The following is a 12,681-nucleotide window of genomic DNA, read 5'->3' as shown; positions in this document are numbered from 1 at the left end:
GAAAATGAGGTGCGGCAACGCCGTGTTTTCATTGCTTGAAAAGTCCCGGCAATTCTTGGAGCTGCCCCAGTCTGGAGATGGGGTCTACAAACAACCAGTCTCTCGTTAGCAAGTACACGCGCCCCGCCTGTACCGCAGGCAAGCTTCGCCAAATATGCCCTTGCCGCAGTTCCTCGAACAGGACCCTGGCCTTGCTGTCAACCACGACAAACATATGATCTCCTGCATAAAGCGGCATCTCCGATACTTCCTTGCTCTGCTTAAAAGGAAGCTGGGGCCGCGCTTTTCTTGCGCGCTCAATGGCAGGGGGAGGCTGCAGTCCCAGATCGTCATACATCATTTCCCGTTCATAGTAAACGTCAAATCGATTCGGGAACTCTCGGATATACCAGAAAGAAACCGTCTTGTCCGGTCCAATTCGCTCTTTCAGCCGCCGCCGCGCATGCTGAACATGATCGGCATAGCGCTGAATCCAGGCTTCGGCCTGATGCTCCCTGCCCAAAAGGGAGGCAACAAGCTTGAATCGGTTAAAGGCCGGCTGCGACCATGGAATGTTCAGGGTCGGCGCGATTTGACTGTATTGATCGTAGTGATATCCGTCAAACGTAAAGATCGCATCAGGCTCTAGCCCTTTCAGCCGATCCAGATTGGGCATGACCACCGTGCTGCCCGTTTCGACGATTCCATCTACCAAATGACGAACGTATTTGCCGGATAGCAGCGGCTTGGGGGCGCCTACCGGCTTCACGCCGATCGCCAGAAGCTCTCCCAAATATTGATAGACGGCAACGCGGCTCTGTTCTCTGTGCAAATGAACATAAAGGCGAGGGGAGAGGCCCACATGCCGTTTAAAGGTACGACTAAAATGAAACGGATCGCTAAACCCGCTTCGAATGGCAACCTGTTGTACAGGCTCCGAGGTCGAGGTTAATAGCCTTTTGGCTTCCGTGACCCGACGGTGAATAATATAATTCATCGGACTGAACCCCGTCAGCTTTCGGAAAATGCGGGAATAATGCCTCGGCGATAGCCCGTATTGCTTCGCTAGATCGATATATTGGATCGGCTCCGAAAACGCGCTGTCAATGTAGGCAATGCTTCTCCTCACGGCAGGAAGCGCCTGCTCGTAATGGCTTTGTTCGCTTGCAGCGACAGCCTCGAGCGCCAGATGCATGATCTTCTGAAAGAGAGCGTGCAGTCCGTATGCATCGGCTTCATTCGCAGCATGACGACACTCGTACAATTGCTCGGCAAGTCGGATCATGCTGCTCGTTGAGGCCGTATAGAGCATCTGTACCCAATCTGCCGCCATAGAGTCGTTGCTTGGCTCATGACCCGCCAACGGTATACTTTGAAAGGAAATGAGAAAAGCGCTCCAGGGAGACCCTGAAGCGTTTGCGAAGCTTACTGCTGTATGAGGAGGCAGAACATAGGCGTCTGCCGTCATAGGTTCTGCGGTCTGACCGTTTATCCGCCAGTTTGCTTTTCCGGCAATGGGCAAAAGCAGAGCCGGCGAGCCGGAACAGCGATAGTCCCCTTCCGTAAGAAGAGCCATATCCGTCCACATGTAGATACGGTGCAGTATCATACCTAAAACTCCTTACCCGTCCCCTTACTAACGTGTCATTACCTTCACCAGATCATCCAGCTGTTGATCGAAGGAAAGCACATCAAGCGGGAACCATAGTGCATTTTCTAAGGTGTATACCTTGTTGTTTTTCACTGCCGGCAAATTACTCCATAGGTTGCTGCTCGAAACTTGTTTCAAGAAATCGGGATCATTATCAAATTGTACTACAAACAGACGATCGGCGGAAGCGAATTCCGGCAGCATTTCCATCGAGATGTCCATGCCTAAACTGCGTTTTTCCTTGTTCCATTCGTTCTTCACTTTATCGGTCATCGGGAATTGCAAAGCCTTGAAAAAGGTATAGCCGACGTTCTGGTCCGCATACACGCGCAGCTGTCCTTTTTTGAATCCGCCTATAACGACGGTGCCGAACGTTTCATTCGGGGAAACAAGAGTGGACAGCTTTTCTTTGGTTTTATCCACTTTTTTCTTGTAGTCCGCGATCCATTTATCCGCCTTCTCCGGTATGCCCAGCACATTCGCGGTATCTCGCAGATGGTCGAATGCATCCTTACCGTCCCATGTCACAACAACGGTCGGAGCGATTTTGCTTAATTTATTAATGAGTTCATCGTTGCCTTCCATTGCCACGATGAGATCCGGATTCAAGGCCAGTGCCTTTTCCACATTGAACTCGTTCACTGCGCCTAAATCCTCGATGCCGTCCGTTTTTCCGCGAACCGATGCAAAGTTCGTCAGCAAGTGACGCGCCACGCCGAGCGGTTTTACATCAAGGGCGAGCATTTCCGGCAAGTATTGAGTGGTAATGACGCGCTTCGGCTTAACGGGGATTTCCACCTTACGACCGCTGCCGTCCGTCCATATACGTGTTTCCGCTTTTGCCTCGGCCTGCGGTTTTTCGCTGCTGCCCGGATTGCTCTTGGTGGTCCCGCAAGCGGAGAGAATAACGGTGATCGCCATAAGAAAGATTGCTATTCGCGATAAACGAAACTTCATGTTATAACCCCTTATCTATAATGATAATCATTCCCAACGAAGCTAGTATAACAGATTCCTGATCGATCGAACATGCGTGATCCGGACATCTGCATGCATCATTTGGACTTCAATAGATGGGGTACGTCCTGCAGACTCTGAACTTATTTCTATTTCTCGCCAGGTTCATCGACAAAGAAGCTTCGGATATAAGATTCCTGTTGGTTGCGCAAATAGTCCGAAGCCTTTCTCATCGTCTTGGCGAAGAGCAGGCTTTCTTCCTCCCCAGATGCTCGGCGAGACCAACGAACAGATGGAGGCGGGCCTCGTTAATGCGATCGATATACGTTTTCCCTTTATCCGAAAGCCGGACCCGGACAACCCGCCGATCGGCAGGATCGGCATGACGCTCGACAAGCTGCTGTGCTTCCAGGCTACCATCATTCCCGGACTGTCTGACCCAATTACACATGGCAAATCCCGTCAGAGCAGCTATCATCACCTTCTGATCGGTTCTTGTCACCCAGTTGTTGGAGTTCTTTTTCTTCCTCCCAGATCGAGTTCAGCGCATTCAAAAAAACTTGCTCGGACTGAGCGCCTGAAATGCTGTATTTGTTATTAAACACGAAGGTGGGTACGCTTGAAATTTTCAACCTTCTAGCCTCGGCCATGTCTGCTTGGACCGAATCTTTGTAAGCATCGGATTCAAGCATTTCCGCTACTTCCTTTTCATCAAGCCCCGCCTCGCCGCTCAAGGAAACAAGTACGTTGTGGTCGGCGATATTCAAAGATTGCGAAAGGTAAGCGCGAATAAGCCGTTCTGTCAACTCCGCTCCTTTTCCCGCTTTGGCTGCAAAATGAACCAAACGATGAGCATCAAACGTATTTGCCACAATAACCGAATCATAATGGACGTCCAGTCCGGCTTCTTTTTTAATCATTTCGGCTACTTGTGCTTGCTTGTATACAAACGATTAGCTTGATTATGGATGCAGCGGAATGTATGATGGAAATCAAGGAAAACAAAATGGTTTATATGTTTTCCGGGCATTCCGATTAGGGGAGAAGAAATGGGAAAAACGTTGAAAGGTCTTATGTGGTTTACGGACATTGGATTTGTGTTGTATTGGGCCGTTACCTTTTCGGGTTTGATCCCCGAATCCTATCTTTATCTAGACTATCGTAACGAGCTGCTTGTAGCTTGGAATTTGTCGTTCATTCCGTTAGATTTGATCATTTCAGCTACGGGCTTGTTAAGCCTCCACTACTATCATCGGAGAAATCCCTTGTGGTCGTCGTTGTGCATGACGTCTTTGCTGCTAACCTCGTGTTCGGGGCTGCAAGCCATTGCTTTCTGGGTGATTCGGCGCGATTTCGATATCATGTGGTGGATACCCAACCTGTTTCTTCTTCTTTATCCGCTCTTTTTCCTCGGCAACGTCATGAAAGGGGGACGCACTTCCGATGCAGGATCGAATCGCGGACGCGGCCATTGAGGAAATCAAGGCACGCGGCTTAAAATTTGCAATACGAGATGTCGCCAGCCGGTTGGGAATGAGTACGAAGACTTTGTATCAGCATTTCGACTCCAAAGAACAACTCATCACGTTTTTGATCGAGCAGTCTATCCAAGAAATGAAAGATGCCGAAGCGCAAATGATGCAGGAGGACTCCTTGCCCGTCGTTCAGAAGATAGAGAGGGCTCTGATGATGCTTCCGAACGCATTTGCCTTCACGGATATCCGGACATTGGACGAGCTGAAGAAATTGTATCCGGAACAGTGGAGGCTCGTGGAGGCGTACGTGCAGGAAGGATGGGAGAATATCCGTTTGCTTGTCGACAAAGGGGTTCAAGAACGGTCGATCCGTCCGTTCGATATCGGGTTGTTTATCGATATGTATACCGGAGCCCTGTATCAATTGATGGACCGGAAAACGAAAGAGGGAGGCCGGCTATCCTTAGAAGAGGCTTTGCGCCGGATGGTCGATATGCTTCTGTACGGGATCGTAAAGTAGCTCTCTGAAGAGGGCGTACGCTCAAATAAACCATTTGAATGGCTTGATTCGGGGATAAGCAAATTAATGGATTTCGCCGTTCTTTTCAAAAGCGCACAAGGCTCCCATCCGTTCCTCTTGTACATAGGCATATCCCTTTTCTCTCATTTGTTCCACGTACATTTCAAAAAGCTCGTTTTCACGCGTAACAAGCTGTGCATTCACGGTTTTCATAACATATCGGTTCTCTGAAAATGGCACTTTTATCAAGCTGTGTGCAGGCAGCCATGTAATCGTGGTGATGACCAATAAAGCGAAAATCAAGACAGCTCCTGAAACTATAACTCGCTTCTTAATATCGTTTTCCCCCTGACAACATATACGTTTCGCCCCACTCGCTCATTTTATCGAGGAATTCAATCATGGAAAGTCCATGGGCAGTTAACTTGTATTCGACTCTTGGACGAGGCTCCGGATAGGAAGTTCTTTCGATGATCCCGTCACGTTCAAGCTCGCGCAGCTGCTCCGTCAATATTTTTTTCGAAATAGCCGGCAAATGCCGCAGCAGCGCGCTATAACGAGCCGGTTTGTTGCTTTTATATAAATAACGATAAATCGGAATTTTCCATCTCCCGCTTAATATCGAAAATACAACTTCGACCGGGCAATCATTCCGTTGAACAGGCATGTTCCCACCTCTTTTCCGTATTATACATGATCTCCTGGCACGCTTGGAAACTAAAAAGTGCCTAATTGTTGGCAGCATGCCAAATTTGTATAATCGTTCGTAACGAGGAGGTGATAGCGATGAGAGTTGGAATACTTGGGGCCGGCCATGTAGGTAAAATGTTGGGGAAAGGATTGGCTTTGGCTGGTTATCAGGTGCGAATCAGCAGCCGGGAGCCCCATAATCCGAAGCATGTTCCTTGGAAGCAAGAAGTAGGCGAGTCGGGAGACATTACTTCATATGACGAGGCCGCCCAGTTTGGCGAGATGATGATCCTGGCGCTCCCTTGGTCTTGTTTAAAGGATGTGCTTGAAACCATCGATCCGGTCAAGCTGAAGAACAAGACGGTCATTGATGTAAGCAATGCGCTATATGTCGACAAAGGACCGCGCTTACTGCTTGAAGATACATCGGCAGGGGCAATCGTCCAGGAGCTGCTGCCAGAAAGTCATGTTGTTAAGACACTCAATACAGTTAGCGAGAAAGTCATGATTCATCCGTCTTTTAAAGAAGGCTCTCCGATCATGTTTATGTCCGGGAACGATAACCCGTCCAAAGATCAGGTTAGAACTCTGCTTATAGATCTGGGCTGGTCCATGATTGTGGACTTGGGTGACATTGGTCAAAGCCGTCTGCAAGAATCCATCATGCTTGCTTGTGTCATTAGCGAAATTCAATTACAAGCGCCACATTCCGCATTTGCGTTGCTGAGACAATAGAGTAGGGAGATTCCTCGGAGCCAACAACCGCCTGATCCGACTGCCGGAATGTGGCTGGCTCCGGGGTTCCTGTAACTGCTTTCTTCGGCTTCTTGTTGCAAGCTGTTGAGCCTCCGTTATAACTCTCAAAGATCTTTAGTCATTATGATCTCCAAGGGCTCGTTGGACAGCAACAAACAACCAGCGTCTTTATAACCTAATTTCCTATAAAAGTGCTGGGCTTCCTCGTTAGATAAGGTGGAAGTCATCACCAGTTTATGCCCCATTTTTCTCATTTCATTTTCCCAAAAGAGTACGGCTTGCTTTCCAATCCTTTTTTTCCGGTACTCCTCGTCAACCCAGATCATATTCATAAAGGGAGTATTGTCCCAAAAATATCCGTAGCGCACCCACCCGATAGTGGCATCTTCCTGATCCCGCAGCATAATTATTTCCTTTCCATGTATCTTGGATAAGATGAGGGCATCTAGCACATGTTTGTCATGTTCAAGTATGTATGTGTAGTCTGATTCTGTTGCAAACTCCATCTTCATAGTATCTCTCCTCGCGAAACATTCTTTTCGGAACACTCATGAATATAGCAGATGGGATTGGTAATGGGTTAAAACGTTCGCTATGTTTCTTTGGTGCTAAACATCTGTACATATTTATTTTTGTCTTCTCTAAATAATTCGGTATAACTACCCGCCGTATATTCCTTAATCACGTCACGCCAAAATAGAATGGCGGGTTCATTCGTGCTCATTTGGGCAGTTTTCCAATTCGCTTTATATAAATCAAATGCCTGTTTCGCGGCTTGCCTCCCTATCCCACTTCTTCTATACTTTCTAAGAACCATAAAGTCATAAATGACATGTGTGGGATCTGGATCAACGTCATAATTTTCAAATAAAACAACTAGAAATCCGGCAATTTTGCCAGATGAATAAATAAAGAAGGGGTTCCATCGAGGATCTTGCCAGTAAACTTCCAAACGGACCTCATATAGCCCAAAGCTATTGATATCTTCTTGGGTAAATTGACTAAAATCATAATGATAGAACTGATAAAGATGATGAAGAATTTCCTTGTCCGCTTTCGATACAGGAACGAGTTGAATCAATTTCCATTATCCTCCTTTACGCCTTTATACCCTTCATTTCGCCAGAAAAGAAAGGAATCCTTTTCACAAACAGCGGTAAACGGTGTAAGCAAAGTCGGGCGGCACCGGAAGCGGGAGGAGTGGGGGTGAAAACTACATGTACTGGTCCAAATGGGACCTTAATTTAAAAATCAGATTGATCGGCGACTCGCTCTTCAGTATGTTTTTCTGGATGTATTTTCCGTTCATGATGCTGTTTTTTAGCGACGCATTTGGCAAATCCATAGCGAGCATGCTGATGGCGGTGCCTCCCTTGATCAGTTTGCTGGGAAGCTTGTTTGGCGGGTATTTGTCCGACCGATGGGGCCGAAGGCCCGCCATGCTGCTGGGCGCTTTTCTGCAAACTTCCATGTTTGCCGGATTTGCGCTATCCTCGTCACACTGGCTTGATTATTTGGCCTATATCGGGCTTGGCTTGGGGGGAGCGATTTACACGCCGGGCAGTTCGGCAATGGTGGCGGATGTGACGCCGGAAAAGGACAGGCGGATGGTGTTCGCCACGTTTGTGACAGGCCGGAATATCGGAGCGGTATTTGGGCCGGCTCTCGGCTCCGTTTTCTTTTTCCAATACCGGAATGGCCTTCTTTGGGCTTGTACAACCATAACCTTATTGTATTTCATCGCCATCCTGGTCTGGATCCGCGAGACGCTGCCGTCATCGGCCGATACGAAACGGTCCGAAAGCAAATTTCTCGGCATTCTGAAGGAACAAGCGCAAAGTTATGGGGTTATCTTTAGGGACAAGGCTTTTGCTCTTTATATAGTTGCGGGAATTTTGGTCACCCTTGCTTTTATGCAATTGGATATGTATTTGGCGCTATATGTCAAAGAGAATGTGCCTACCCAGACGTTGTTTGCATTCTCTCACCTCACGTTATCCCTCAGCAGTGCGCAAGTGTTCGGATGGATGCTCGGGCTTAACGGTTTATTGTTCGTGCTGTGTGTCATGCCGGTGACAAAATGGTTTGAAAAATGGCCCGAACGCAACGTCCTGATCCTGTCTTCGCTGCTGTTCGGAGCGGGGATGTTTATGATTGGCCTCACGACGTATGTATGGCTGCTGTTTCTTTTCACGATTGTATTTACGTTCGGCGAGCTTTCGCGGAGCCCCGTAACCGATAGCTTCATCAGTAAATATGCGCCTGACCATGCCAGAGGCCAGTATATGGGTGCGGCCAATCTTCAGTTTTATGTTGGCAGGCTGATAGCGCCCGCCACCATTTTTCTGTCGTCGTGGTTCTCTCCGCTAATGGTATTCGGGTTCATCTTTTTGGCGACCATTGTCAGCTCTATCCTTTATGTACAAGTATTTAAAATGATTTCCGTAGACTACGGAAAGAAGGAAGCCGCAATGCTATCCGATGAACGCTAGATTGGAAGGTCCAGAAACAAATGTAGGGTCTCTTAGCAAGGAGCCCGTGGACGACGGGGCTGGCGGAACAGTATGGCTCGAGCCAAGGGGAAGGATTCCCCTGTGGCTGGGTCGAGCCGAACGGAACGCCAACCAAATGCCAAGTGATGCAAGGTAGCACCTGGAAGGGTGGATGGCCAGGAGGATGGACGCACCCCATTAAGGTTATTGCTTCGACGCAAAATTAATTCAAATTACTCAGCCATACGGCAAGCGCTTCGCCAACTTCGTCGGGTGCGTCTTCTTGGGGATAATGGCGACCCGGCACAGTAACCTCGGTCTGCGATGGCCATGTACGGCAGAAATCGATGTGGGATTGCGGCAGTAAGCCGGGGTCGCATTGAATGAATAGTTTGGGAACAGCACTTTGCGCCAGCCATTCTCCATACTCGGTGACAATCTCCGGTATACCAGTCGGATCTCCAACGAACGGAAGCTGGCGTGCCCAGCTGAGCATGGGACGACGGCTTTCGCCCGGCTCCAGGAAAGGCCTGCGGTATTGAGCCATCTCTTCATCGGTCAGCTTGCGCAATATACCGACCGGCAGGTTGAACTCAATGAACGAATTTTGCTCCAGCACCAGCTGCTCTCCTTCCTCCGTCCGGAGCGTTTGGAAGATTTTACGTCCATTCTCCGGCATGTCACTCCAAAGGCGCGGCTTAATAATCGCTTCCATATAAGCGATGCCTTTGACCGCGTCCGGATGGCGCTTACTCCAATCGAAGCCCAGTACCGATCCCCAGTCGTGCACCACGAAGGTCACACGCTCGCCTATGCCAAGCTGATCAAGGAGTTCATCAAGATAACGGCGGTGCTGGGCAAAGGTATACGCGTGAGGACCGCTTTCCGGAAGCTTTGCGGAATCGCCCATTCCAATGAGATCGGGCGCAATGCAGCGGCCAAACTTCTGGGCATAAGGAATAATGTTGCGCCAGAGAAAGGAGGATGTCGGATTGCCGTGCAGGAAGACGATCGGGTCGCCGTTTCCTTCATCCACATAAGCCATCTCTGATCCGAATACTTGAATTCGCTTTTTCTCATAGGGGAATGCCTCGTTAATCATTTACATCTCACCCTTCACTTTTATTCGATCGTATTTAGAACGAGCGATTTCAATGGCACAATCAATATCTTGCTCGGTATTTAAATAAACGGATACCCAGTTTTAAAATTCCACCCCTCCGAACCGATGCGGATGCTTTGTAACGCCGGCCCAAGTCAACAGCTCTTCCGTCAAGTTTGTTCTCGCGTACCCGCCCATCTTACGTTTCCTTCTGCTCAGTCAGATTGCGAAGCACGATTTTCAGCAAATTTATTAACAAGTCATACTCTTCATCGGTAATGCCTTTCCGCGTTTTATTCTTAACGTGACCCAGCGCTTCCTGCACCTCAGGTACCACCTGACGTCCCGATTCGGTCAAATAGAGCAGATGATAGCGGTTGTCGGCGGGATCGGCTTCCCTCCATACGTAACCTTCTGCTTCCAGCTTGGAAATCGCTTTGGCGGTAGTCGTTTTGTCAATAAGCAGTTTCTCGCTTAGCTCCTTCTGAGTGATCGGTTGCTGAAGCGCGATCGCCATCAGAAAAATATACTGTCCGCTTCCGATTCGATAGGGTGCCAGCTCGCTTGTGATCAATACCTGCATGTGTCGGTAGATCGCCGAGATGTATTGACCGTGCGATTCCACGGCGCCCTTGTCATTCTGCCTCCAATGCTCGCTCACGTTATTCCCCCCTGTGAATAGGATGTTATTGCAACTAATTTCATCATACGCCGAATACCCTGTTATTGCAACTAATTTATTTGCCCGTAGCTATTGACGACAAACATGAATGGCGAATGAGAGAGCAACATTTGAAATGTCACCTTGAAATATAATTAACCATGAATTCCAAACAAGGAGATGAAGGCATGAGTAAGTTGAAGGGTAAAATCGCTTTAGTAACCGGTGCAAGCCGGGGGATTGGTCGTGGCATTGCGATACGCTTGGCACAAGAAGGGGCTTTAGTGGCCGTTCACTATGGCAAAAACCAGGATGCCGCAGAAGAAGTAGTTCGCGAGATCGAGCAGAGTGGAGGGGCAGCATTCGAGATCGGTGCTGACTTAAGTACCCTTAACGGCATTCATGATTTATACGGGACTTTGGATGAAGCCCTTCGGGAACGTACAGGCGATAATCGTTTTGACATTCTTGTGAATAACGCTGGAATCGGACAAATTGTAACCTTTGAAGAAACGACGGAAGAATCTTTCAACGAGGTCATGAACATTAATGTCAAAGCACCGCTTTTTGTAACCCAACAAGCTTTACCGCGTCTGAGAGATGGAGGCCATATTATCAATATCTCTTCGTTTGTAACACGTGTGGCCTCCCCCAGTGTTTTCGCCTACAGCATGTCGAAGGGGGCAGTCGATACGCTTACGCTCGTCTTGGCTCAACAGCTTGGGAGCCGTAATATTACGGTGAACGCCATCCAACCTGGCATCATTAATACAGAGATGAATGCCGGGACGTTGCAAAATCCCAATGGACAGAAAACTGCCGCTGGTCTTTCAACCTTCAAAAGGTGGGGAGAGCCTGAAGATGTTGCAGATATTGCTGCCTTTCTAGCCTCGTCGGACAGCCGATGGGTCACGGGTCAATTCATTGATGCAAGTGGCGGATCTCATCTGTAAAGTAACGGAAAAATCGCATCATCGTAGCAGTCACTTGGGGTGCATCGTTGCTCAGGTTGAGAAGAATTCACCGCTCCTGTTCTGGATGGACCGAGACAAGGGGGACAAGCATTCAAGATCAACCTGTCCCGACCGCCCTGATGTGGCTGGCTTCGGGTTTCCTGCAACCACTCTCGTCGTACAGAAAAAAGCAACTGCTACTTTTCAAAGACGAAGTCCGATCATGCAAGCGTTTTGCTAGGATTGCATCTTAAGCCATGCTTCAACGACTTGTGGCAAACCTTCTTTATACGTCGGATAACGGAACTTAAACCCTGTTTCCTGAAGTTTTTTGCTTGAAAAGTTAGTGTGGGCAGTGGCATATTCTGTTAGAACGGGTCCTAACACTAATTGACACAACCAACGAGGGACTGCACGGATTTTAGGATCAGTCACACCCATTAGCTTTATAATTTCATCTCTTAACACTTCGGAAGGCAGCTGCTGTAGATCAGAAATGATATAATCTTCTCCAATTTCACCATACTCAATTAAATGTAAAAAGGCACGTGCACAATCTTCAATATGAATAGGTGAAAAATAAGGACTGTAGCCCTTTAAAGATGTAACCGGTTTATTGGTAAATAACGGCTGTAAATATAGTTGTTCCATCCATGAAGAAGGTCCATAAATTTGTGCAGGATACACAATGGAGGCCGGATATCCTTCCGTAATTTTTTCTTTTGCATATTTAATTGAAGGCGAAATATACGGCCCCCAACCCTTTGGTTCAGCTTGGAAGGATTCTGTTTTAGGAGATTTATTACCTGAATCACCAAAATAACTTGTACCACCAACAAAAATAAGACGCTTCAGCTGCTGGGGATCAATCGCTTCAAAAAGGCGTTTTGTTAACTGCAAATGCCCATCTGCATAGGAAAGCGCCACTTTTTTGGTTACTTTTTTCCCCCACGTTGGTGGAGCTGCTAAATGAATAACCGCATCCATTTCATTTATCTTTTGCTGCCACTGTCCATCCTGCAACATATCTCCAATTATTACTTTGACGCCTTGCTTCTCTAAAGCTTGTGATTTTTCTTTATTTCTCGTTAATACATACGTACTGTGCCCAGCCTTTACTGATTCTTCTACGAGCACGGTCCCAATGTAACCTGTTCCACCTGTTATAAGGATATGCATAGGATTCTCCATTTTTTGATGATAATCATTGAGCAATTAGATAGTATCACAAAAAAATGAAAATTAGTGTAGTTCCGTTACAATAAATATTAAAGCAACGCTAACCTCTGTTGACCTCGGCATTCTTTTTATACTCCATTTGCTGATATCCCCATCCACACATGTCACTGAGAACCGTTCTTATGCCTGTACTCTTCTCCTGTCGCAATCGGATTTCCCTCATACGAAGTCCATTTACTCCAGTTGCTCTCGTATGTTATGACGGC

Annotated in this window: 15 protein-coding genes; 5 read left to right on the top strand and 10 right to left on the bottom strand. The window is 47.7% G+C overall.

Annotation, left to right across the window (positions count from 1 at the left end; genetic code table 11):
• Positions 1-28: 28 nt before the first annotated feature.
• From ABD796_RS01870 to ABD796_RS01860, 3 genes are all read right to left on the bottom strand, one after another.
• Positions 29-1,312 (bottom strand): helix-turn-helix domain-containing protein, encoded by a 1,284-nt coding sequence (locus tag ABD796_RS01870; RefSeq protein ID WP_344901951.1) that lies wholly within the window; start codon positions 1,310-1,312, stop codon positions 29-31.
• 303 nt (positions 1,313-1,615) lie between these two features.
• Entirely contained in the window at positions 1,616-2,587 is a 972-nt protein-coding gene (locus ABD796_RS01865; protein ID WP_344901948.1) for an ABC transporter substrate-binding protein, read from the bottom strand.
• Between the two features lie 443 nt (positions 2,588-3,030).
• On the bottom strand, positions 3,031-3,507 hold the full coding sequence (locus ABD796_RS01860) for a DsbA family oxidoreductase (RefSeq protein ID WP_344901945.1): 477 nt from the start codon (positions 3,505-3,507) through the stop codon (positions 3,031-3,033).
• Between the two features lie 129 nt (positions 3,508-3,636).
• On the opposite strand from ABD796_RS01860, the gene ABD796_RS01855 reads away from it, so the two are divergent.
• Positions 3,637-4,062 (top strand): DUF5360 family protein, encoded by a 426-nt coding sequence (locus ABD796_RS01855; protein ID WP_344901942.1) that lies wholly within the window; start codon positions 3,637-3,639, stop codon positions 4,060-4,062.
• On the top strand, positions 4,031-4,582 hold the full coding sequence (locus ABD796_RS01850; protein ID WP_344901939.1) for a TetR/AcrR family transcriptional regulator: 552 nt from the start codon (positions 4,031-4,033) through the stop codon (positions 4,580-4,582). Before ABD796_RS01855 ends, ABD796_RS01850 begins: the two co-directional genes overlap by 32 nt.
• Before the next feature lie 63 nt (positions 4,583-4,645).
• On the opposite strand, the gene ABD796_RS01845 is transcribed toward ABD796_RS01850, so the two are convergent.
• Positions 4,646-4,885, bottom strand: a complete 240-nt coding sequence (locus tag ABD796_RS01845; protein ID WP_344901936.1) for a hypothetical protein — start codon at positions 4,883-4,885, stop codon at positions 4,646-4,648.
• 28 nt (positions 4,886-4,913) lie between these two features.
• On the bottom strand, positions 4,914-5,249 hold the full coding sequence (locus tag ABD796_RS01840; RefSeq protein WP_344901933.1) for a winged helix-turn-helix transcriptional regulator: 336 nt from the start codon (positions 5,247-5,249) through the stop codon (positions 4,914-4,916).
• 119 nt (positions 5,250-5,368) lie between these two features.
• On the opposite strand from ABD796_RS01840, the gene ABD796_RS01835 reads away from it, so the two are divergent.
• Positions 5,369-6,007, top strand: a complete 639-nt coding sequence (locus ABD796_RS01835; RefSeq protein WP_344901930.1) for an NADPH-dependent F420 reductase — start codon at positions 5,369-5,371, stop codon at positions 6,005-6,007.
• A 125-nt stretch (positions 6,008-6,132) separates the two neighbouring features.
• Here ABD796_RS01835 and ABD796_RS01830 read toward each other — a convergent pair whose 3' ends face one another.
• Positions 6,133-6,540: a GNAT family N-acetyltransferase gene (locus ABD796_RS01830; RefSeq protein WP_344901927.1), complete on the bottom strand. Its 408-nt coding sequence runs from the start codon at positions 6,538-6,540 to the stop codon at positions 6,133-6,135.
• 80 nt (positions 6,541-6,620) lie between these two features.
• On the bottom strand, positions 6,621-7,109 hold the full coding sequence (locus ABD796_RS01825; RefSeq protein WP_344901924.1) for a GNAT family N-acetyltransferase: 489 nt from the start codon (positions 7,107-7,109) through the stop codon (positions 6,621-6,623).
• 136 nt (positions 7,110-7,245) lie between these two features.
• On the opposite strand from ABD796_RS01825, the gene ABD796_RS01820 reads away from it, so the two are divergent.
• Positions 7,246-8,520 (top strand): MDR family MFS transporter, encoded by a 1,275-nt coding sequence (locus ABD796_RS01820; RefSeq protein WP_344901921.1) that lies wholly within the window; start codon positions 7,246-7,248, stop codon positions 8,518-8,520.
• A gap of 223 nt (positions 8,521-8,743) precedes the next feature.
• Here ABD796_RS01820 and ABD796_RS01815 read toward each other — a convergent pair whose 3' ends face one another.
• The gene (locus tag ABD796_RS01815) at positions 8,744-9,622 is read right to left on the bottom strand and encodes a haloalkane dehalogenase (protein ID WP_344901917.1); all 879 of its coding nucleotides are present in this window, start codon (positions 9,620-9,622) and stop codon (positions 8,744-8,746) included.
• Positions 9,623-9,821: 199 nt separating this feature from the next.
• Positions 9,822-10,283, bottom strand: a complete 462-nt coding sequence (locus ABD796_RS01805; RefSeq protein ID WP_344901914.1) for a MarR family winged helix-turn-helix transcriptional regulator — start codon at positions 10,281-10,283, stop codon at positions 9,822-9,824.
• A 188-nt stretch (positions 10,284-10,471) separates the two neighbouring features.
• Here ABD796_RS01805 and ABD796_RS01800 point away from each other — a divergent pair, with 188 nt between their 5' ends.
• Positions 10,472-11,236, top strand: coding sequence for an SDR family oxidoreductase (locus ABD796_RS01800; protein WP_344901911.1), 765 nt, complete (start codon positions 10,472-10,474; stop codon positions 11,234-11,236).
• 237 nt (positions 11,237-11,473) lie between these two features.
• Here ABD796_RS01800 and ABD796_RS01795 read toward each other — a convergent pair whose 3' ends face one another.
• Positions 11,474-12,415 (bottom strand): NAD-dependent epimerase/dehydratase family protein, encoded by a 942-nt coding sequence (locus ABD796_RS01795; protein ID WP_344901908.1) that lies wholly within the window; start codon positions 12,413-12,415, stop codon positions 11,474-11,476.
• Positions 12,416-12,681: the final 266 nt, after the last annotated feature.

Source organism: Paenibacillus hodogayensis (assembly GCF_039536325.1).
Classification (GTDB): Bacteria; Bacillota; Bacilli; order Paenibacillales; family NBRC-103111; genus Paenibacillus_AB; species Paenibacillus_AB hodogayensis.
This window is presented reverse-complemented; position numbering and strand designations above follow the sequence as displayed.